Annotated in this window: 19 protein-coding genes and 1 pseudogene; 10 read left to right on the forward strand and 10 right to left on the reverse strand. The window is 75.2% G+C overall.

All coding sequences use genetic code 11. From position 1 onward, the window contains the following. Nucleotides 1-39 precede the first annotated feature (39 nt). Nucleotides 40-807, forward strand: coding sequence for an imidazole glycerol phosphate synthase subunit HisF (gene hisF, locus ACLQ22_RS14090; protein ID WP_425692643.1), 768 nt, complete (start codon nucleotides 40-42; stop codon nucleotides 805-807). 27 nt (nucleotides 808-834) lie between these two features. Here the strand turns inward: hisF and ACLQ22_RS14095 are convergent, their stop codons facing one another. Together ACLQ22_RS14095 and ACLQ22_RS14100 are read right to left on the reverse strand one after the other, a co-directional pair. Further along, nucleotides 835-1,296 carry a hypothetical protein gene (locus ACLQ22_RS14095; RefSeq protein ID WP_425692644.1) on the reverse strand — a complete coding sequence of 154 codons (462 nt, stop codon included), beginning with the start codon at nucleotides 1,294-1,296 and terminating at the stop codon, nucleotides 835-837. Nucleotides 1,297-1,350: 54 nt separating this feature from the next. Next, nucleotides 1,351-2,004, reverse strand: a complete 654-nt coding sequence (locus tag ACLQ22_RS14100) for a YczE/YyaS/YitT family protein (RefSeq protein WP_425692645.1) — start codon at nucleotides 2,002-2,004, stop codon at nucleotides 1,351-1,353. A 58-nt stretch (nucleotides 2,005-2,062) separates the two neighbouring features. On the opposite strand from ACLQ22_RS14100, the gene ACLQ22_RS14105 reads away from it, so the two are divergent. Beyond that, nucleotides 2,063-3,520, forward strand: coding sequence for a PLP-dependent aminotransferase family protein (locus ACLQ22_RS14105; RefSeq protein WP_425692646.1), 1,458 nt, complete (start codon nucleotides 2,063-2,065; stop codon nucleotides 3,518-3,520). 86 nt (nucleotides 3,521-3,606) lie between these two features. Next, on the forward strand, nucleotides 3,607-4,920 hold the full coding sequence (locus tag ACLQ22_RS14110; RefSeq protein WP_425692647.1) for a low temperature requirement protein A: 1,314 nt from the start codon (nucleotides 3,607-3,609) through the stop codon (nucleotides 4,918-4,920). Nucleotides 4,921-5,042: 122 nt separating this feature from the next. On the opposite strand, the gene ACLQ22_RS14115 is transcribed toward ACLQ22_RS14110, so the two are convergent. The 3 genes from ACLQ22_RS14115 to ACLQ22_RS14125 all read right to left on the reverse strand — a co-directional run bounded on the left by ACLQ22_RS14115 (nucleotide 5,043) and on the right by ACLQ22_RS14125 (nucleotide 8,715). After that, the gene (locus ACLQ22_RS14115; protein ID WP_121400583.1) at nucleotides 5,043-6,869 is read right to left on the reverse strand and encodes an AMP-dependent synthetase/ligase; all 1,827 of its coding nucleotides are present in this window, start codon (nucleotides 6,867-6,869) and stop codon (nucleotides 5,043-5,045) included. A gap of 138 nt (nucleotides 6,870-7,007) precedes the next feature. Beyond that, nucleotides 7,008-7,961, reverse strand: coding sequence for a terpene synthase family protein (locus ACLQ22_RS14120; RefSeq protein ID WP_425692648.1), 954 nt, complete (start codon nucleotides 7,959-7,961; stop codon nucleotides 7,008-7,010). A 124-nt stretch (nucleotides 7,962-8,085) separates the two neighbouring features. Beyond that, a complete protein-coding gene (locus ACLQ22_RS14125) occupies nucleotides 8,086-8,715 on the reverse strand; it encodes a TIGR03085 family metal-binding protein (protein WP_425692649.1) in 630 nt (209 codons plus the stop codon). Between the two features lie 144 nt (nucleotides 8,716-8,859). Here ACLQ22_RS14125 and ACLQ22_RS14130 point away from each other — a divergent pair, with 144 nt between their 5' ends. Together ACLQ22_RS14130 and ACLQ22_RS14135 are read left to right on the forward strand one after the other, a co-directional pair. Beyond that, nucleotides 8,860-10,740 (forward strand): ABC transporter ATP-binding protein, encoded by a 1,881-nt coding sequence (locus ACLQ22_RS14130; RefSeq protein WP_425692650.1) that lies wholly within the window; start codon nucleotides 8,860-8,862, stop codon nucleotides 10,738-10,740. Between the two features lie 201 nt (nucleotides 10,741-10,941). Continuing rightward, nucleotides 10,942-12,669 carry an ABC transporter ATP-binding protein gene (locus ACLQ22_RS14135; protein ID WP_425692778.1) on the forward strand — a complete coding sequence of 576 codons (1,728 nt, stop codon included), beginning with the start codon at nucleotides 10,942-10,944 and terminating at the stop codon, nucleotides 12,667-12,669. 88 nt (nucleotides 12,670-12,757) lie between these two features. On the opposite strand, the gene rpsD is transcribed toward ACLQ22_RS14135, so the two are convergent. Beyond that, entirely contained in the window at nucleotides 12,758-13,369 is a 612-nt protein-coding gene (gene rpsD / locus ACLQ22_RS14140; RefSeq protein WP_425692651.1) for a 30S ribosomal protein S4, read from the reverse strand. 68 nt (nucleotides 13,370-13,437) lie between these two features. Between rpsD and ACLQ22_RS14145 the strand changes: the two genes are divergently transcribed. Next, nucleotides 13,438-14,199, forward strand: coding sequence for a DUF2470 domain-containing protein (locus tag ACLQ22_RS14145; protein WP_425692652.1), 762 nt, complete (start codon nucleotides 13,438-13,440; stop codon nucleotides 14,197-14,199). A 26-nt stretch (nucleotides 14,200-14,225) separates the two neighbouring features. On the opposite strand, the gene ACLQ22_RS14150 is transcribed toward ACLQ22_RS14145, so the two are convergent. From ACLQ22_RS14150 to ACLQ22_RS14160, 3 genes are read right to left on the reverse strand one after another with little or no spacing between them, the layout of a single operon-like run. Then, nucleotides 14,226-14,834: a TetR family transcriptional regulator gene (locus ACLQ22_RS14150; protein ID WP_425692653.1), complete on the reverse strand. Its 609-nt coding sequence runs from the start codon at nucleotides 14,832-14,834 to the stop codon at nucleotides 14,226-14,228. 13 nt (nucleotides 14,835-14,847) lie between these two features. Beyond that, nucleotides 14,848-15,585 carry an ABC transporter permease gene (locus tag ACLQ22_RS14155; RefSeq protein ID WP_425692654.1) on the reverse strand — a complete coding sequence of 246 codons (738 nt, stop codon included), beginning with the start codon at nucleotides 15,583-15,585 and terminating at the stop codon, nucleotides 14,848-14,850. Continuing rightward, the gene (locus tag ACLQ22_RS14160) at nucleotides 15,582-16,310 is read right to left on the reverse strand and encodes an ABC transporter ATP-binding protein (RefSeq protein WP_425692655.1); all 729 of its coding nucleotides are present in this window, start codon (nucleotides 16,308-16,310) and stop codon (nucleotides 15,582-15,584) included. The genes ACLQ22_RS14155 and ACLQ22_RS14160 overlap by 4 nt, the downstream gene beginning before the upstream one ends. Before the next feature lie 296 nt (nucleotides 16,311-16,606). Between ACLQ22_RS14160 and ACLQ22_RS14165 the strand changes: the two are divergent. The 4 genes and pseudogenes from ACLQ22_RS14165 to ACLQ22_RS14180 all read left to right on the forward strand — a co-directional run. Beyond that, nucleotides 16,607-17,203: pseudogene (locus tag ACLQ22_RS14165) on the forward strand (phosphoribosyl-AMP cyclohydrolase); the annotation flags it as partial. Nucleotides 17,204-17,383: 180 nt separating this feature from the next. Further along, nucleotides 17,384-17,821, forward strand: coding sequence for a phosphoribosyl-AMP cyclohydrolase (gene hisI, locus ACLQ22_RS14170; RefSeq protein ID WP_121400925.1), 438 nt, complete (start codon nucleotides 17,384-17,386; stop codon nucleotides 17,819-17,821). Further along, entirely contained in the window at nucleotides 17,818-19,413 is a 1,596-nt protein-coding gene (locus ACLQ22_RS14175; protein ID WP_425692656.1) for an anthranilate synthase component I, read from the forward strand. Before hisI ends, ACLQ22_RS14175 begins: the two co-directional genes overlap by 4 nt. Further along, nucleotides 19,410-20,027 (forward strand): Trp biosynthesis-associated membrane protein, encoded by a 618-nt coding sequence (locus ACLQ22_RS14180; RefSeq protein ID WP_425692657.1) that lies wholly within the window; start codon nucleotides 19,410-19,412, stop codon nucleotides 20,025-20,027. The genes ACLQ22_RS14175 and ACLQ22_RS14180 overlap by 4 nt, the downstream gene beginning before the upstream one ends. Here ACLQ22_RS14180 and ACLQ22_RS14185 read toward each other — a convergent pair. Beyond that, nucleotides 20,020-20,277, reverse strand: coding sequence for a hypothetical protein (locus ACLQ22_RS14185; protein WP_101415126.1), 258 nt, complete (start codon nucleotides 20,275-20,277; stop codon nucleotides 20,020-20,022). The genes ACLQ22_RS14180 and ACLQ22_RS14185 overlap by 8 nt on opposite strands. Nucleotides 20,278-20,326: the final 49 nt, after the last annotated feature.

The following is a 20,326-nucleotide window of genomic DNA, read 5'->3' on the forward strand; positions in this document are numbered from 1 at the left end:
GCCGGTCACCGCCGGCGCCGGGAAGGATAGGCTCGCGGCATGACGGTGGCGGTGCGGGTCATCCCGTGTCTCGACGTGGACGCCGGTCGGGTGGTCAAGGGGGTCAACTTCCTCGACCTGCGCGACGCCGGCGACCCGGTGGAGCTGGCGGCGGCGTACGACCGGGCCGGCGCGGACGAGCTGACCTTCCTCGACGTCACCGCCTCCTCCAGCGACCGGGGCACCATGCTCGACGTGGTCCGCCGCACGGCGGAGTCGGTCTTCATCCCGCTGACCGTCGGCGGCGGCGTCCGGCAGGTCGCCGACGTCGACACCCTGCTGCGCGCCGGCGCGGACAAGGTCGGGGTGAACACCGCCGCGATCGCCCGCCCCGAGCTGATCGCCGAGATCGCCGACCGGTTCGGCCGGCAGGTGCTGGTGCTCTCGCTCGACGTGCGGCGCGCACCCGACGGCGGCACGGCCAGCGGCTTCGAGGTGACCACCCACGGCGGTCGGCGCGGCACCGGGCTGGACGCGGTCGAGTGGGCCCGCCGCGGCGCCGAGCTGGGCGCGGGGGAGATCCTGCTGAACTCGATGGACGCCGACGGCACCAAGGCCGGCTTCGATCTCGAACTCATCGGCGCGGTGCGCCGGGTGGTGGACGTGCCGGTGGTGGCCAGCGGCGGCGCGGGCGAGGTGGCCCACTTCGCGCCGGCGATCGGCGCCGGCGCGGACGCGGTGCTCGCCGCCAGCGTCTTCCACTTCGGGGAGCTGACCGTCGCCGAGGTCAAGGACGCGCTGCGCGGGGCCGGGCACCCCGTCCGCTGACCGCCCGCGCGGTCCGGCTGGGCCCGCTCAGTCGCGGCGGGACCGGTTCTCGGGGGAGCGCCGGGGCGCCGGGATCGACCGCACCACGTACTCCTGCACGGCGGCGGCGTGGTCGGCCTCGTCCAGGTGCCAGTCGGCGCTCACCGGGGCGTGTCGCCGGACCAGCACGCCCTGCACGGTGTCCACCGTGGTGGCCAGCCCGGCGCTCGGCCTGGTGCGCCAGAGGCGCTCACCGTCGGCGGTGATCCGGAACCAGCCGTCGGTGACGCTGACCAGCCCGGCCCCGACGAGCCGACGGACCGCCGCCTCCACCTCGTGTCGTTCGGGGATCGACTGGTTGAGGTGGTCGGCGGTGGAGAGCACGTCGGCGAGGCGTACGCCCTCGGGGCGGCGGCTGGATGCCGCGCGGCGGTGCCGTCCCGCACCGCTGGCGATCACCACCGAGACGAAGATCCAGGCATCGCTCCAGCGCCATCCGTTCTCCCCCATGCGAGGATTCTGCCGGGCGTGGCGTCCGAAGGGAACACCGGCGTCCGGGTCGGGTCAGGCGGCGGGGAGCGGCGCGACCGGGCCCGGGGCGGGGTCCTGCGGCCCGGGGACCGTGAACAGCGGCAGGAAGACCTGGGTCAGCGGGCCGATGGCCAGCGCGTAGACGATCGTGCCGACGCCCACCGTCCCGCCGAGCAGCCAGCCCAGCGCCAGCACCGTGACCTCGATGACGGTGCGGACGAGCCGGACCGAGCGGCCGGGCCGGCGGGCGACGTAGCCGGTCATCAGGCCGTCGCGGGGGCCGGGCCCGAGGCGGGCGCCGAGGTAGAGACCCGTCGCCGCCCCGTTGGCCACGACGCCGGCGAGCAGCATCCCGGCCCGTACGCCCAGCGACCCGCCGGCCGGCAGCAGCGCGAGCGTCGCGTCGACCACCAGCCCGACGACCAGGACGTTGCTGACCGTGCCGAGGCCGGGGCGCTGGCGCAGGGGTATCCAGAGCAGCAGCACCAGCGCGCCCACCGCGATGGTGACGGTGCCGAAGGAGAGGCCGGTCAGCTCGGACAGGCCCTGGTGGAACACGTCCCACGGGTCCAGGCCCAGCCCGGAGTTGATCATCAGGGCCATGCTGACGCCGTAGAGGACGAGGCCCGCGAAGAGCTGGATGAGCCGCCGCGCGGGGCGATGCCGGAGATTGCCAATCGGTGCCACCCATGCCACGCTAAAGGCCAATTGGCGCAGCGTAAGAGCCAATCCGGGAGGAGTGGCCATGACGAGTCAGGTTCGGGGTGTCCAATTGGCCCGGCTCCTCGGTCAGTGGCATGCGCTTCCCGGCCGCCGTCGCAGCCCCGACTACGCCGCCCTGGCCGGTGCCGTACGCGGTCTGCTCGCCGACGGCCGCCTGCCGCTGGGCGTGCGGCTGCCCGCCGAGCGGGAGTTGGCCGAGGCGCTGAAGATCAGCCGGACCACGGTCACGGCCGCGTACCGGGAGCTGCGGGAGAGCGGCCATCTCGCCAGCCGGCGGGGGGCCGGCAGCTGGACGATGCTCCCGGGCACCCACCGGGTGGCGAGCACCGGGCTCTGGACCCCGCTGGACGACCGCGACATGATCGATCTCGGGGTCGCCGCGCTCGCCGCGCCGCCCGAGCTGCTGCCGGCCGCCCGCGCGGCGGCCGAGGACCTGCCCCGCTACCTGGGCGGCGCCGGCTACCACCCGACCGGCATCATCGAGCTGCGCGAGGCGGTGGCCCGCGCCTACACCGACCGGGGCCTGCCCACCTCGCCCGACCAGATCATGGTCACCAACGGCACCCAGCACGCCCTCGACCTGGTGCTCCGGCTGGCCCTCGCCCCCGGCGGCAACGTGCTGGTCGAGGCGCCCAGCTATCCGAACGCGCTCGCCGCGCTGGCCGCCCGCCGGGCCCGGATCACCACGCACGGCCTGGCCGTCGAGGAGCCCGGGTGGGACGCCGACCTGCTGCTCGGCGGCCTCCGGCAGGCCCGGCCCAAGCTGGCGTACCTGATCCCGGACTTCCAGAACCCGACCGGGCACCTGATGCCGGCCGCACTGCGCGAGCGGGTGGTGGCCACCGCGCACGCCGTCGGCACCGACCTGGTCGTCGACGAGTCGTTCGTGGACCTGCCGCTGGACGGGACGGTGCTGCCCCCGCCCACCGCCAGCTTCGACCGGCACTCCCGGGTGATCACCATCGGCGGGATGAGCAAGCCCTTCTGGGGCGGCCTGCGCATCGGCTGGGTCCGCGCCTCCGCCCCGCAGGTGCAGCGGCTCGCCGCCGCCCGGGTGGGCGTCGACATGGCCAGCCCGGTCCTGGACCAGCTGGTCGCGGTCCACCTGCTCGCCGACGCGCCGGCCATCGTCGCCGCGCGCCAGGCGCAGCTGACCACCCAGCGCGACGCCCTGCTGGCGGCGCTCGCGCAGCGCCTGCCCGAGTGGCGGGTCACCGTCCCGCACGGCGGGGTGACCCTCTGGGCCGAGCTCGACGGGCCGATCTCCAGCGCGCTGGCCCGGGCCGCCGAGGAGGTCGGCGTACGCCTGGCGCCCGGTCCCCGCTTCGGCCTGGACGGCACGCTGGAGCGCTTCCTGCGGCTGCCGTTCACCCTGCCGGCCGCCGACCTGGTCGAGGCGGTCGGCCGCATCGCCGCCGTCCGCTACGACCTGGACCGGGGCGGCCGGTCGCAGTGGCGGGAGCCGACGGTCATCGCCTGAGGGCCGGGCCGGCGTGCCGGCCGGAACGGGCCGCCGGGTCGGTCAATCGCGCCTGCGCCCCGCCTCGCGGCTGCGAGACTGCGCAGGTGGGGGACGCGCGGGGGATACGGTGGCCGCGCGGGATCCTGCCGAGCGCACCGGGCTCCCGGACCACCCGGCTCGAACTCTTCTACGACCTCGTCTTCGTCTTCGCCTTCCTCAACGTCACCACGGTGACGGCCAGCAACCCGACCCCCCGCGGACTGGTCCAGCTCCTGGTGGTGCTCGCCCTGCTCTGGTGGTGCTGGAGCGGCTTCGCCGCGCTGGGCAACGTGGTCCGCACCGACCAGGGGATCGCGCCGCTGGTCGGTTTCGTCGTCTCCGCCGCCGTCTTCGTGCTCGCGCTGAGCCTGCCGAAGGCGTTCGTCGACCGCCCCGGCGGGCTGCCCGGCCCGGTGGTCTTCGCCGTCTGCTACTTCCTGGTCCGCGCGACCCAGGTGACGGTCTTCCTCTGGGCCGTACGCTCCGACCGGGAGGTGCGCCGGCGGATGCCCGTGCTGGCCCTGCCGTTCCTGCTGGCGACGGGCCTCATCCTGACCGCCGCGCTGGTGCCGCAGCGACTCCTCGACGGCCGCGCCGAGATGATGCTGCGGCTGGTGCTGTGGCTCGCCGCGCTCGGCGTCGAATACGGTTCCGGCCTGGCCCAGCACCGCGCGGGCTGGACGGTGCTCTCGGCGGGGCACTGGGCGGAACGGCACGCGCTGATCATCATGGTGGCGCTCGGCGAGTCGATCATCGCGTTGGGGATCGGGCCCGGCACCACCGCCGCCCTGCCGCTGACCTGGCCCGTGATCATCGCGGCGCTGCTCGGCATCGCGGTGGTCGCGGCGCTGTGGTGGGCGTACTTCGACACCCTCGCCCTGGCCATGGAGCAGGTGCTGCACCGCACCCGGGAACGGCGTACCCGCGCCGGGCTGGCCCGGGACGTGTACACCTACCTGCACCTGCCGTTGATCACGGGCGTGATCCTGTTCGCCCTGGGCCTCAAGGGACTGATCCACGAGGGCGCCGACCCGGCGACCCCGCAGTGGGGGGTGCCGCTGCCCGGCTTCGACATGCTGGCCCTCTACGGCGGGGTCGCGCTCTACCTGCTCACGCTGATCCTGCTCGGCAGCCGGATGCTGGGGGCGGCGCGCTGGCCGTCGATCGGCGGGGTGGTGCTGATCGTCGCGCTGACCCCGGTGGCCGGGCGGCTGCCGGAGCTGGTCGCCCTGGCCATGCTGGCGGTGGCCGCCGTGCTGACGGTCGCGGTGCAGACGGTCGTCGACGCCCCGCGACGGCGGCGCGTGCGGCAGGTGGCGCTGGAGGAGCAGCTCGCCTCGGAGGCCGAGCAGACCCGGTGGCGGGGCCACCACCTCTGACTCCGACCCCGTGTGGTGGACGGCCCGCCTGCGGAGCCGGGGCCCCGGCCCGAGGCGGAGCACGGAGCGCAGGCCGACGTCGGCGGTCCCGCACCGCAGCGCGGGCCGCCGACGTCGCGTGCTCAGAGCTCGGCCAGCGTGCCCGCGTACATCTTCTCGATCTCGCCGGCGAAGTTGCTCTCCACGCCGCGGCGCTTGATCTTGAGCGACGGGGTGATCTCGCCGTCCTCGATGGTCAGGTCGCGCGGCAGGATGGCGACCTTCTTGATCGTCTCCCAGCGGTTGAGCTTGGCGTTGAGCTCGGCCACGTATCCCTCGACCATGGCCTTCGCCTCCGGCGAGGCGACGATGTCGGCGTAGTCGCGGCCCTCCAGCGGGGTGCCGGCGGCCCAGCCCTTGATCGCGTCCGGGTCCAGCGTGACCAGCATCGTGCAGTAGTTGCGGGCCTGGCCGATGACCACCGCCTGCGAGGTGTACGGGCAGGTGGCCTTGAACATCCCCTCGATGTGCGAGGGCGCGATGTACTTGCCGCCCGAGGTCTTGACCAGGTCCTTCTTCCGGTCGGTGATCTTGAGGTAGCCGTCGGCGTCCAGGGTGCCGATGTCGCCGGTGCGGAAGAAGCCGTCCTCGGTGAACGAGGCCGCGGTCTCCTCCGGCAGGTTGTGGTAGCCGCGCATCACCGGCCGGCCGCGCACCAGGATCTCGCCGTCGGTGTCGATCCGGCACTCCAGGTCGCCCATCGCCTTGCCGACGGTGCCGATCCGCAGCCCGTCCGGCGGGTTGACGAAGTTGCCGGCGCTGGTCTCGGTGAGGCCGTAGCCCTCGGAGATCGGCAGGTTCGCCGCGGCGAAGAAGGTGGCGATCTCCGGGCTGAGCGGGGCGGCGCCGGAGACGAGGACCCGGATCCGGCCGCCGAGGCGGGCCTGGAGCTTGCTGAACACCAGCTTCTCGGCCACCGCGTACTTCAGCTTCAGCCCGGTCGGGAGGGGCCTGCCGGCCTGCTCCAGGGCGACCTTCTCCTTGCCGACCCGGACGCCCCAGGCGAAGATCTTCGCCTTCGCGCCGCCGCTGTCCTGCGCGGTGGTCACCGCCTTGTTGTAGACCTTCTCGAACACCCGGGGCGCGCCGCACATCAGCGTCGGCCGGATCACCGAGAGCAGCTCGACCAGCTTGTCCACCCGGCCGTCGACGTACGTCGGCAGGCCCACGTGGATCGCCCCGCAGAGCAGGGTCTTGCCGAACGAGTGCGACAGCGGCAGCCAGAGGTACTGCAGGTCGTTCTCGCGGAGCAGCCCCAGCTCGGCCTGGGCCACGCCCTCCCAGCACCAGCCGCCGTGCAGCAGCTCGACGCCCTTCGGGCGCCCGGTGGTGCCCGAGGTGTAGATCAGCGTGGCCAGGTGCTCGGGGCCGATCCCGGCGACTAGCATGTCGATCAGGTCGGGCTCGGCGGCCAGCGCGCGGGCGCCCTGCTCCTCCAGCTCGGCGAGGGTGAGCTGGGGGACGGCGGCGGCCGGGTCGGCGGCGCCGTCGAAGAGCACGACGTGGGTCAGCGCCGGCAGGTCGGCGCCCGCGATCTTGGCGGCCTGGGCCGGGTTCTCGGCGAACAGCACCCGGGAGCCGGAGTCGGCGATGATGTAGGTCGCGTCGTCGGGCTCCGTCGTGGGGTAGACGGTGGTGGTGGCGCCGCCGGCGCACATGATGCCGAGGTCGGCGACCACCCAGTCGAGCCGGGTGTTCGCCAGGATCGCGACCGGATCCTCCAGGCCGACACCGAGGCCGTGCAGCCCGGCGGCGACCGCCTTGGCGCGACGGGCCATCTGCTCCCAGCTCAGCCAGACCGGCCCGGAGTCGTCGGGGGCCGGGTGGGCGAAGGCGTCGCGGTCGGGGGACGCCGCCACGCGCTTGAGGAACATGTCGGGGATGGAACGGTACGGTACATCGAGAGCCATCGCTGTAGCCGCCTTCGGGGGTGGAGACGTGACCATGGTCACGTCGGCGTTCGTTACCGAAGGGTATTGCCTGCGCCCGGGCATCGGCTAGCCCTGTGGATCACGGCTGGGCCACGTCTCGGAAGATGGAACCCCGGTTCAGGCGTACCGGGCCGCCCCCAGCGACCAGTCGTAGGTGGCGCGGATCCAGTTGCGCCGCGCGATGAGGGCCGGCCGCAGGTCGTCGTCGCCGGTGGCGAGCAGCGCCGCCTCCGTCGCCAGGTACGCCGTCAGGCCCTCGTTGAACCGGTCGGCCGCCGCCCGCAGGGCCGACGACTCGTCGCCGTCCGTCCGCCCGGCGGCGATCACCGCGACCAGGTTGTGCGCGTCCGGCTGGCCGAGGTGCTCCTTGCCGTACGAGAAGACGTCGTTGCACCAGCAGATCAGGTCGGCGGCGAGCAGGTCGAGGGCGACCAGCGACGGTTCGGTGCGGTGGGTCGCCCCCGGCAGCGCCCCGGCGGCCAGCTCGGTGAGGGTGAAACTCGGGTGGACCCCTCCGGTGTGCCGGCGCATCTGGACGTACTCGGCCAGCCCCGGCGCCCGCCCGTGCTCCCGGTTCGCCGCCTCCCAGAGCAGCGCCAGCAGGTACTCCCGCACCTCGCCGACGAAGCGCAGCAGCGCCACGGGCCCGCCGGCGGCGTGGGCCCGCCGGCACAGGTCGCCCAGCGCCTCGCCGAGCGGCCCGGCCGCGGTCGCCGGCGCGTCGGTCCGTTCCCCGTGGCCGTCCAGGACGTCCAGCAGGGCGGCGACTGTCGGCGCCAGCCGGGTGGGGGAGTCGCCGAGGCCGTCCTCGTCGCAGGCGTCGTCCATCACGAACAGCCAGGAGATCAGGTCGGTGAGCAGTCGCAGCCCGTCCACCGGGCCCTCCGGGCAGGCCCGCCCGGCCAGCCCGGCGGCGTCGGCCCGGCGCAGCCGGTGCAGCCGGTGCCCGTTAGCGATCAGCCCATGGCTGAGCGCCCACTCGGTGCTCTCCCGCGCCACCCGTGGGGTGGCGTCGTGCTGGCGCGCGGGAAAGGGGGGTTCCCGTAGCGCCGAGACCGCGAAGGTCCGCATGGTGCCCCCTGTCGCGCCGCCCCACGGCGGGACGGCGCGGGACAGCGTACGGGAGCAGAAATCGGTCGCGGTCGTTGGGTAACCGCTTTTCCGAATGGCGCTGTGACCGTTTATGCGCAGCGCGTCACATGCCCAGGTTGGCGCCCCGGAGTCGCTCGGCCGGTGCCGCCGGCCCGTCGATCTGCACCCGGGACACCCGCTGCCGGCCGCTGAGGAACAGGGCCAGTTCGCCCGGCGCGCCCACCACCCGCACGGGTTCGCCGCCCCGGCCGACGGAGAGCTCCCCGTAGCCGGGCGCCTGGACGAAGACGTCCGCCGGGAACCGGCGCAGCGCCAGCCGGGCCAGCCCGGCGCACCGCTTCCAGAGTGCCGCGTTCAGCCCCGCCGCCAGGTCGCGGGGGAGCCAGCCCGGGCGGGCGCGCCGCACGTCCTCGTGGTGGATGAAGAACTCCAGGGTGTTGGCCAGCTCGTCGGTGAGCGGGTTGCTGACCGGACTCCACACCGGCGGCCGGCGCACCTGATCGATAAGGCGTGGCCAGGGGCGCGCGGCGACGCGCAGGCGCACCCGTTCGGAGTAGCCGCGCAGCGGCGGGAGCAGGATGCCGCCGGCGGCGTCGGGCCGGCGTTCGCGCAGCACCAGGTGGGCGGCGAGGTCGCGGGTGCTCCACCCCTCGTTGACCGTCGGCGCGTCCGGTCCCAGCGTCTGCATCAGGTCGGCGAGCGCCTCGCGCTCCGATCGGGCGTACCGCGGCATGCACCGATCGTAGGCGCGTACGGCCCGCTCGGCGCGTCGAGCGGGCAGGCGGCCGTGACGGTGGACATAGCGGACCGGGGCGGCGGAGCTGGCCCGGACCGGTAAGGATGAGGAAGATAAGTACGGCTTACGGCGGGGGAGAGCGTGGCGAGCAGGACAAGTCGGGACGTGCTGGTGCGGGGGCTGGCCGTCCTCGGGCGGGCGATCCGGGAGGAGCCGCGCATCTTCGCGGTCGCGGTGAGCGGCAGCGTGCTCTTCGGCGCCATGACGGTGGCCAGCGCGTACGTGGTGGGCGCCGTGGTCGGCGACGTGGTGGTGCCGGCGATCGAGCGCGGCGCGGTCGGGGTCGGCGGGCTGGCCCTGGCGGCCGTCGCCCTGTTCGGCATCAGCGTGCTGCGGGTGGCCGGCATCTTCGGCCGCCGGCTCGGCGCGGGCTACATGCAGTACCGCCTCCAGGCCGCCTACCGGCGCTGGGTCACCCGCCGCTACCTGGAGCTGCCGCTGTCCTGGCACCACCGCAACGCCACCGGCACGCTGCTGTCCAACGCCAACTCCGACGTCGAGGCCGCCTGGTATCCCATCGCCCCGCTGCCGTTCGCGGTCGGCACCCTGGTGATGCTGGTCGGCGCGGTGGGGTCGCTCTTCGCCACCGACTGGGCGCTGGCCCTGGTCGGCGTCGCGGTCTTCCCGGCGCTCTTCGCGCTCAACGTCGCCTACTCCCGCCGGATGGCTCCCCGCCAGGCCCGGGCCCAGCGGCTGCGCGCCGAGGTCAGCGGCATCGCGCACGAGAGCTTCGACGGCGCCCTGGTCGTCAAGACGATGGGCCGGGAGGCGCAGGAGACCGACCGGTTCGCCGCCCGCGCGGGCGAGCTACGCGACTCGCTGGTGGCGGTCGGGCGGCTGCGCGGCGTCTTCGACCCGATGCTGGAGACCCTGCCCAGCCTCGGCACCCTCGCCGTGCTGGTGGTCGGCGCGATCCGGCTGCGGCAGGGCGCGATCAGCGTCGCCGAGCTGATCAGCGTGGCCTTCCTCTTCACGGTGCTGGCGTTTCCGGTACGGGCCATCGGTTGGGTGCTGGCCGAGCTGCCGCGCAGCGTCGCCGGCTGGGACCGGGTCCGCCGGGTGCTCGACGCGACCGGCGAGATGGCGTACGGCGACACGACGCTCGACGTGACGGACCCCCGCCCCGCCACCCTCGCGTTCGACGGCGTGCGGTTCGGCTACGAGCCGGCCGAGGCGCACCTGCCCGGCACGGAGGTGCTCGGCGACGTCTCCTTCACCGTGCCCGCCGGGAAGACCGTGGCCCTGGTCGGGCCGACCGGCTCCGGCAAGTCGACGATCGCCTCGCTGGCCGTGCGGCTGGTCGACCCGCTGGCCGGCACGGTGTGCGTGGACGGGGTGGACGTCCGCCGGCTCACCGCCGCCTCGCTGGCGGGCACCGCCGCGCTGGTCGCCCAGGTGCCGTTCGTCTTCGACGACACGGTGCGCGCCAACATCACGCTGGACCGGCCGGGCATCGGCGACGACGACGTCTGGGCCGCGCTGCGGCTGGCCGAGGCGGACGGCTTCGTCGCGGCCCTGCCCGACGGTCTCGACACGAGGGTCGGCGAGCGGGGCACCTCGCTCTCCGGCGGCCAGCGGCAGCGGCTCACCCTGGCCCGCGCGCTCGCCGGCCGGCCACGCCTGCTGGTGCTCGACGACGCGACCAGCGCCGTCGACCCGCGGGTGGAGGCGGCCATCCTGGCCGGGCTGCGCTCCTCGGCGGGGCAGGCCGGGGCGCCGGCCGCGTCGATCCTGGTGGTCGCCTACCGGCGGGCCACCATCGCGTTGGCCGACGAGGTGGTCTACCTGGAACAGGGCCGGGTGCTCGCCCGCGGCCCGCACGCCGAGCTGCTGGCCACGGTGCCGGGCTACGCCGACCTGGTCACCGCCTACGAGCAGGCCGAGGTCGACCACACCAAGGACGAGACGTACGACGAGGTCGCCCCGCTGCCGTCGGGCCTGGAAATCGAGGTGGACCGGTGAGCGCGAGGAGTGCAGCGCAGCGGAGCCCCGCAGTCGCGAACGGAAGGCGGGCCCGGTGAGCGCGAGGAGTGCAGCGCAGCGGAGCCCCGCAGTCGCGAACGAAAGAGGGATCCGGTGACCACCACCACGGACACGGCGCGGAAGACCGGGAGCGCCGAGGCGCCTGAGACGCCCGAGGCGCCCGAGACGACGTGGCAGACGCTGCGCCGGGGTCTGGCGCTCTCCCCGGAGCTGCGGGTCGGCCTGGCCGGCACGCTCGGCCTGGCCCTGGTCTACATGGTCGGCCGGGCGGCCGTTCCGGTGGCCGTGCAGCAGGGCATCGACAACGGCATCGTGGGCGGCCTGGACCTGGGCGTGATCTGGAAGGTGGTGGCCGCCACCGCCGCGGTGCTGATGGTGACCACGCTCTGCGGCTACCTGATGATGCGCCGGCTCTTCACGGTCAGCGAGACCGCGCTGGCCAACGTGCGGATCCGGGCGTTCCGGCACGTGCACGACCTGTCGATGCTGCACCAGCAGTCGGAGCGGCGCGGTTCGTTGGTCTCCCGGGTGACCAGCGACGTCGACCAGATCACCCAGTTCCTCCAGTGGGGCGGCGTGATCCTGGTGATCAACCTTGGCCAGCTGGCGGTCACCACGCTTGTCATGTTCGCGTACTCCTGGCAGCTGACCCTGGTGGTGTTCGCCGCCTTCCTGCCCGCCGTGTTCGTGATCCGGCGGCTGCAGCGCCGCCTCGCCGGGGCGTACGGGGTGGTCCGGCAGCGCACGGGGACGCTGCTCGGCGCGATCGGGGAGAGCGTGGTCGGCGCGCCGGTGATCCGGGCCTACGGGATCGCCGGCCGGACGGCCCGCCGGCTCGACGAGGCGATCGACGGGCAGCGCCGGGCCCAGCAGCGGGCGATCAGGATCAGCATCATGGGCAGCTCGGTCGGGGAGCTGGCGGCCGGCCTGGCGCTGGCCGGTGTGGTGGTGCTCGGGGTGACCCTCGGCGCCGACCGCACCCTGAGCATCGGCGAGGTGACCGCCTTCCTCTTCCTGGTCACGCTCTTCATCCAGCCGGTGCAGATCGCCACCGAGGTGCTCAACGAGGCGCAGAACGCCATCGCGGGCTGGCGCCGGGTGCTGGACGTGCTGGACGTCGAGCCGGACGTCGCCGACCCGGGCGAGCAGGGGCGCGAGCTGCCGTCCGGCCCGCTGGACATCCGCTTCGCGGGGGTGCGCTTCGCGTACCCGGGGGGGCCGCCCGTGCTGCACGACGTCAGCCTGGAGATTCCGGCGAAGAGCCGGGTGGCGGTGGTCGGGGAGACCGGCAGCGGCAAGACCACCTTCGCCAAGCTGCTCACCCGCCTGATGGACCCGACGGCCGGCCAGGTGCTGCTCTCCGGCGTGCCGCTGGACCGGGTCCGATTCGCCTCGCTGCGCTCGCGGGTGGTGATGGTCCCGCAGGACGGCTTCCTCTTCGACGCCACGGTGGCGGAGAACGTCCGCTTCGCCCGCCCGGAGCTGACCGACGAGCAGCTCGGGGCGGCCTTCACCGAGCTGGGGCTGGCGGACTGGCTGGACGGGCTGCCGTCGGGGCTGCACACGCCGGTGGGGGAGCGCGGCGAGGCGCTGAGCGTGGGGGAGCGGCAGCTGGTCGCGCTGGCCCGCGCGTACGTGGCCGACCCGGACCTGCTGGTGCTGGACGAGGCGACGAGCGCGGTCGACCCGGCCACGGAGGTGCGGCTGCAACGCACCCTGGACGCGGTCACCCGGGGGCGCACCACCCTCGCGATCGCGCACCGGCTCTCCACGGCACAGGCCGCCGACGAGGTGATCGTGGTGGACAAGGGCCGGATCGTGCAGCGCGGTCCGCACGACGAGCTGGTCCGCGACCCGGAGTCGGTCTACGGCCTGCTCTACGCCTCCTGGCTGGAGCAGACCCGCTGACCCGGCCCGCCGTGCGGACGCGCCGACCCGTTTCGGCCGGCCCGGCCCGGCGCGCGGCCCGGCTGCGCGCCGGGCCGCGCGGTGGTGGTCAGCGGGAGTAGAACTCCACCACCAGTTGCTCGTCGCAGATCACCGGCACCTCGTGCCGGGCGGGCTCGCGCAGCAACGTGGTCCGCAGCTCGCCCAGCTCCACCGACAGGTACGGCTGGCCGGGTCCCTCGGTGGCGTTGGCGCCCGCGGCGGCGAGCTGGAACGGCACGGATGTGCGGCTGCGTTCGCGGACGGCCACCACCTGGCCCGGACGCAGCCGGTACGACGGCCGGTCGACCTTGCGTCCGTCGACGGTGAAGTGGCCGTGCGCGACGAGCTGCCGGGCCTGGTAGATGCTGCGGGCCAGGCCGGCCCGGTGCACCACCGCGTCGAGCCGTCGCTCCAGCAGCGCGACCAGGCTCTCGCCCGTCTTGCCGGCGCTGCGGGCGGCCTCGTCGAAGACGCGCCGGAGCTGGGTCTCGCTGACGTTGTACTGGTGACGCAGGCGCTGCTTCTCGAGCAGCCGCACCTGGTAGTCGGAGGTCTTGCGGCGCTGCCGGCCGTGCACTCCGGGCGGGAAGGGGCGCCGCTCGAAGTACCGCACGCACTTGCGAGTCAGGGGGATGCCGAGGGCGCGGGAGAGGCGGGCCTTGGGCCTGGGTTGGTTCACGCTGGACGTCTCCGATCCGGTGCTCTAGTCTCCGAGTTAGGTAAGGCTAACCTACGAAGGAGTCGTTCATGCGGCCCAGCCCGGCGGAGATCGTCCGCACCCTCGTCGCGGGCCGGCTGCCCGGCATCGCCCACGTCGCGCACCGGCCCGGCCCGCACCAGGTCCGGCACGTGACCGACCCGGACGGCCGGGTGCTGCTGCTGGTGCCGGTCGTCAGCGACCTCGCCGCCGCGCTGCGCCCCGCCGACGGCGACTGCGAGGTCGCGCTGGTGCTGGACGTGCTGGACCTGCCGCCCGCCGCCGGGGCGCCGAGCCTCGGCCGGGCCTGGGTCTCCGGCTGGGCGGCCCGGCTGGACGGGGAGGAGGAGCGCCGCGCCGCGCTGGACTTCGCGGCCGTGGAGCCGGCCGGCGACCTGCTCGACGTCGGCACCCGGTTCCGGCTGCACCGCTTCGAGGTGGTCGAGGCCCGCTGGGAACGCGGCGACACCGTCTGCCGCATCGACCCCGAGGCGTACGCCGAGGCGGAGCCCGACCCGCTGCACGCCGTCGAGGCCGAACTCCTGGCCGACCTCGCCGACCACCACGCCGCCGAGGTGGCCGCGTACCTGCGCCGCCAGCTCGGCCTCGCCGACGGCGCCCCCGACACCGCCCCCCGGGTGGTCCGGATCGACCGGTACGGCCTGCTGGTCGCCCACGGCCGACCCGGTGCCCGCCGGCGCGTGCGGCTGGCGTTCCCGCGTCCGCTGGACTGCCAGGCGGAGCTGACCCGGCTCCTGCATCCGCTGGTCTGCCGCCACGCCTCGTCGTCCCGGCACGCCGACCACGCCTGACCGGTGCCGCCGCCCCGGCCGTCCGGTCAGCCGGCGAAGACCTCGGCGAGGTCGCCGGTCAGGTAGCGCTGCACGGTGGGGCCGACCGCCGCGACGAGCGTCTCCGGGGCGGCCGAGGCGACCGGTTCCAGCCGGACCACGTGCCGCATCATGGCCAGCCCGATCAGCTGGCTGGCCACCAGCGAGCCGCGCAGCGGCAGCTCGGCCGGGTCGGCGTCGAGCTGGTCGAGGACCCTGCGCAGCACCTGGGTGACCAGGAACTCCCGCAGCAGCCGGGCGGTCCACTCGTTGCTCACCGCCGAGCGCAGCAGGGCCACGCCGGCGGTGCCGGCCGGGGAGTCCCAGACGCCGAGGAAGGTGCGCACCAGCCGCTCCCCGAGCCCCGCGCGGTCGCCCGCGAGCACGCTCGGCAGCAGCTCGGCCGGGTCGACCGGCGCGTGCATCGCGGCCAGGAAGAGCCGGTCCTTGCTGCCGAAGTAGTGGTGCACCAGCGCCGGGTCCACCCGCGCGGCGGCGGCGACGGCCCGGATCGAGGCCCCGTCGAAGCCCCGCTCGGCGAAGGCGGCGCGGGCCGCGTCGAGGATGGCCTGCCGGGTGTCCGGGTTGCCGGGTCGTCGTCCGGTCCGCCGCGCCATCGTCGCCCTCCGCTCAGCCGCTGCGCCGCCGGAGGGTGGCCGCGGCGAGCACCAGCGCCAGCGCCGCCGCGCCGGCGACCACCGCCACGTCCCGCCACATCGTGCCGGTCGGCTCGGCGTGGGCGCCGACCTCCTGGAGGGCCTCGACGGCGTACGACAGGGGCAGCGCGTCGCTGACCGCCTGCAACCAGCCCGCCATCTCGCCCCGGGGCACGAAGAGCCCGCAGAGCAGCAGCTGGGGCACCACCACGACCGGCATGAACTGCACGGCCTGGAACTCGGTGCGGGCGAAGGCGCTGCAGAACAGCCCGAGCGCGACGGCGAGCACCGCGTTCAGCGCGGCGACCAGGACCACCAGCCCGCTGTGGCCGGCGGTGTCCAGCCCGAAGACCCCGTACGCGACCACGGACGCGACGACCGCCTGGACCACCGCGGCCAGCCCGAACGCGATGCCGTAGCCGAAGAGCAGGTCGAGCTTGCCCAGCGGGGTGGTGAGCAGCCGCTCCAGCGTGCCCGTGGTGCGCTCGCGCAGCATCGCGATGCTGGTCACCAGGAACATGACCACGAAGGGGAAGAAGCCGAGCATCACCAGGGCGACCCGGTCGAACGTCGACGGCTGGTCGACGTACATGGAGTGGACCAGGGCGAGCAGCGCCGACGGGACCACCAGCAGCAGCGCCACGGTGCGCCGGTCGTGCCGCAGCTGGCGCAGGATGCGGCCGGTGGTGGCGGCCAGGATCCGGGGGTTCACGTCGCCTCCCGTCCGGCGGCGCCCGCCCTGATCAACCGCAGGAACGCCTCGTCCAGGTCGTCGATGCCGGCGGCGGCGCGGACCGCGTCGGGGGTGTCGTCGGCGATCAGCCGCCCCTCGCGGATCAGCAGCAGCCGGTCGCAGCGGGCCGCCTCGTCCATGACGTGGCTGGAGACCAGCAGGGTGGTGCCGGCGGCGGCCATGGCGTGGAACCGGGCCCACAGGTCGGCCCGCAGCACCGGGTCCTGACCGACGGTGGGTTCGTCGAGGACGAGCAGTTCCGGTTCCCCCACCAGGGCGCAGGCCAGCGACGCCCGGCTGCGCTGCCCGCCGGAGAGGGTGCCGACCAGCTGGCCGGCGGCGGACCCGAGCCCGACCTCGGCGACCGCCCGGTCGGCGTCGGCCCGCCCCCGGCCGTGCAGGGCGGCGAAGTAGCGCGCGTTCTCCCGCACCGTCAGGTCGGCGTAGACGCTGGGCGCCTGGGTGAGGTAGCCGACGCGGCGGCGCAGCTCCGGCGAACCGGCGGGGCGCCCCAGCACGGTCACCGTGCCGGCGCCGACCACCTGCACGCCGACCACCGCCCGCAGCAGCGTGGTCTTGCCGCTGCCGCTGGGGCCGAGCAGCCCGGTGACCGAACCGCGCGGCACGCGCGTGCTGAGGCCGTGCAGCACCCGCCGCCCGCCCCGCTCGACGACCAGGTCGCGTACGGCGATCGCCTCGTCCACCGGCGCCTCCGGGGAAACTCATCATCCGTTGAACTCCACCCTAACGGAGATGTCCGCCGGGCGGGGGTCGCCGGGGCCCGGTACCCCGAGGCGACCGTGCGATTGGTCGGGCATTAGCCTTCGGATCCGGACAGCGGGTCCGCCAACGGGCATCAGGCGCGGCATAGGGCATTGCGCCCTGATCGGACGTACGGCACGATGGCGCCGTGGGTCACGCTGCGTCACCGGACGAGAGGTTCCTCGGCGAATGGGCGGCCCGGTTGCGGGCCGGCGCCGAGCAGCCCGTGGTCGGCATCATGCTGCGCGGCAGCCACGCCCGGCGGGCCGCCACCGCGCACAGCGACGTCGACGTCGACGTGCTGCTCGCCGGCGCCCCGTACGCCGCCCGCCGGGCGTTCCTGGCCGAGCACGGGGGCCGGCTGACCCACGTCTCGGTGGCCGCCCGCGACGTCCGCTCCTGGCTGAGCCGCCTCGGCGAGCCCGCCGACTGGGCGTTCGGGCTGCCGGTGACGGCGCCGGTCCGGCTGCTGTGGGCGGACCCGCACTGGCGGCCCCGGATCGACCTGCCGGTGCTCTGCCATCCCGCCGGTGAGCCGCAGTTGGAGGAGCTGATCGCGACGCTCGGTAAGGTGGCCGGCGCGCGGGACGCCGACGACCACCTGGGCGTCCGGCTGGCCGCCGCCGACCTGGCCCGGCTCTGCCCGTCCGTGCTGCGGCTGGCCAACCCCACGGTCCGGGTGACCTCCCGGCGGGCGGCCTTCGCCGCCGCCCTCGACCTGCCCGTGGCGCCCCCGAACTACCGGGAGGACCTGCTGCTCTGCCTCGGCCTGCGGCCCGGCTCCGCCGGCCAGCTCTGCGCCGCCGCGGCCCGCCTGGTCGGCGGCGTTCTGCCGCTGATCCGCCCGTACGCCGCCGAGGTCGCGCGGGCCGCCGGCGCGGACCTGGCCGACGCCCTGACCGACGGCCGGCTGGACCGCTACGTCGACCAGCTGACCCGGCCCGCCCACCGGCCGCCGCGGCCCCGGCGGGAGCCGTCACCCGTGCCCGCCCCGCGTCCGGGACAATGGGTCACTGTGCCCGTACCTGACGCGCCCGCGACCGGCGCCCACCCCAGTCCGCAGGAGCCCGCGGCCGACGGCGCGGTCCGTCCGTCCCGGCTCGACCCGGCCATCGCCGCCCGGCTGCGCCGCACCCCAGACGGCCTGGTGGCCGCCGTGGTCCGCCAGCACGACTCCGGCGAGGTGCTGATGGTCGCCTGGATGGACGACGAGGCGCTGCACCGCACTCTGACCACCGGCCGGGCCACCTACTGGTCGCGCAGCCGCCGGGAGTACTGGGTCAAGGGCGCCACCTCCGGGCACCACCAGTACGTCCGCGCCGTGGCGCTGGACTGCGACGGCGACGCGCTGCTGGTCGACGTCGACCAGGTCGGCGCGGCCTGCCACACGGGGCACCGCACCTGCTTCTTCACCGAGCTGCCGGTCGGCGGGGACGGGGCGGGTGCCCGGTGAGCGCGCCCGGTCCCGCCGCCGCGAACGGCGGGCGGTCCCGCACCGACGGCGCGGTCAGCCCGGACCCGGCCACCTTCACCGAGCTGGCCGCCCGCTGGCGGGTCGTGCCGGTCACCCGCCGGCTGCTCGCCGACGCGGAGACCCCCGTCGGCGTCTACCGCAAGCTCGCCGGCGGCCCGGGGACGTTCCTGCTGGAGTCCGCCGAGCAGGGCGTCGGCTCGGCCGGCCTGGCCTGGTCGCGCTACTCGTTCATCGGCGTACGCAGCAGCGCCACGCTGACCGAGCGGGACGGCGCCGCGGTGTGGACGGGGCGCCCACCGGCGGGCCTGCCCACCTCCGGCGACCCGGTCCGGGTGCTGCGCGAGACCGTCGAGGCGCTCGCCGGCCCGGCGTGGGACGCGGCCAGCGGCATGCCCCCGCTCACCGGCGGCATGGTCGGCTACCTGGGTTACGAGCTGATCCGGCGGTTCGAGCGGCTGCCCGAGCTGACCGAGGACGACCTGGGCGTGCCCGAGCTGGGCATGATGCTCGCCACCGACCTGGTGGTGCTGGACCACTACGACGGCTCGGCGATCCTCGTCGCCAACGCGATCCTGCCGCCGCTGTCCGAGCCGGACCGCGACGCTGAGGTCACGGCGGCCTACCACCACGCCGTCGGGCGGCTCGACGCGATGACCACCGCGCTGTCCCGGCCGATCCCGCCGATGGTCTCGACCGTCGGGCGACCCCCGGCGGGCGAGGTGCGCAGCCGTACGCCCGAGGGCGGCTACCCGAAGGCCGTCGAGGCGGCCAAGGAGGCGATCCGGGCCGGCGAGTGCTTCCAGATCGTGCTGGCCCAGCGGTTCGAGCGGGACACGCACGCCGACCCGCTGGACGTCTACCGCGTGCTGCGCACGACCAATCCCAGCCCATACATGTACCTGCTGCGCTTCGACGGCTTCGACATCGTCGGGTCCTCGCCGGAGGCGCACCTGAAGGTGACCAGCGACGCCGAGGGGCGGCGGCGGGCGTTGCTGCACCCGATCGCCGGCACCCGGCCGCGCGGTGGCACCCCCGAGGCCGACGCCCGCCTCGCCGCGGAGCTGCTCGCCGACCCGAAGGAGCGGGCCGAGCACGTGATGCTTGTCGACCTGGGCCGCAACGACCTGGGCCGGGTCTGCCGCCCGGGCACGGTCGAGGTGCCGGAGTTCGCCACCATCGAGCGCTACAGCCACGTCATGCACATCGTCTCGACCGTGGTCGGCACGCTGCGCGAGGACCGTACGGCCTTCGACGCGCTGGCCGCGACCTTCCCCGCCGGCACTCTCTCCGGCGCGCCCAAGGTGCGGGCCATGGAGATCATCGAGGAGCTGGAGCCGGTCCGGCGCGGCATCTACGGCGGCACCGTGGGCTACTTCGGCTTCGGCGGCGACCTGGACATGGCGATCGCGATCCGCACCGCGCTGATGCGCGACGGCAGGGCGTACGTGCAGGCCGGGGCGGGGGTGGTGGCCGACTCCGACCCGGCCGCCGAGGACCAGGAGACCCGGAACAAGGCCGCCGCCGTGCTCGCCGCCATCGCCGCCGCCGAGACCCTCCGGCCCGCCCGGTGACGGCCGCCGAGCCGGGGACCGCTCCGGCGAGCGACGCGGGCCGGGGCGCGCAGCGGCGCGAGCTGACGTACGCCGTGCTGCTCTGCGTGGCCGGCGCGGGCCTGGCGCTGTGGGCGTCGACCCGCACCTGGGCGGTCGAGCTGACCGCCCGGCCCACCCCGCTGCCGCCGGTACGCGACGCCCGCACGGGCGCCGGCCTGCTGCCCTGGCTGCCGGCGCTGGCCCTGGTCGGGCTGGCCGGCGGCGGGGCGGTGCTCGCCACCCGGGGGCGGGCGCGGCGGCTGCTGGGCGGGCTGCTGTGCGTGCTCGGCGCGGCCGTGGCGGCCGGCGGCGGCTACGGCCTGGTCGCCGCGTTCGACGGCGAGGTCGCCCGGCACTGGCCGGCGCTCTGCCTGCTCGGCGGGGTGCTCGCCACGGCGGGCGGGCTGCTGACGGCGCTGCGGGGGCGCCACTGGCCGGCGATGGGCGCCCGCTACGAGCGGCGGCCGGCGGGGGACGCCGCGCCGGCCGCCCGGGGTGGGAACGGCCGGGGCGAGGGCGACCGGGTCACCGGCCGGCAGACCACCGAGGCGTGGGACGCGCTGGACCGGGGCGAGGACCCGACGGTCAGCTGACCGGCTGGCGCTCGCGGGCGGCGGCGCGGGCCGCCGCCAGCTCCGCCACCAGGCGGTCGAGCTCGGCCCGCTGCTCCGCCCGGGCCCGGTCGGCGCAGACCGCCTCCCAGGCGTTGCCCCGCGCGGTGCGCATCCGTGCCTCGCCCACCACGGCGCGCTCCAGGGTGTGGACCACGCCGACGGCGAGCGACGCGACGGTACGGGAGACGGTCGTCAGTCCGATGGGCTGGTGCGGCTCGACAGTGCTCATGATCACCCCGCGGAGGATCGTTGGTGACGGTGGGGCAGGCGCGTCATCG

Origin of the sequence: Micromonospora sp. DT178, assembly GCF_049841695.1 — a bacterium.
GTDB lineage: Bacteria > Actinomycetota > Actinomycetes > Mycobacteriales > Micromonosporaceae > Micromonospora.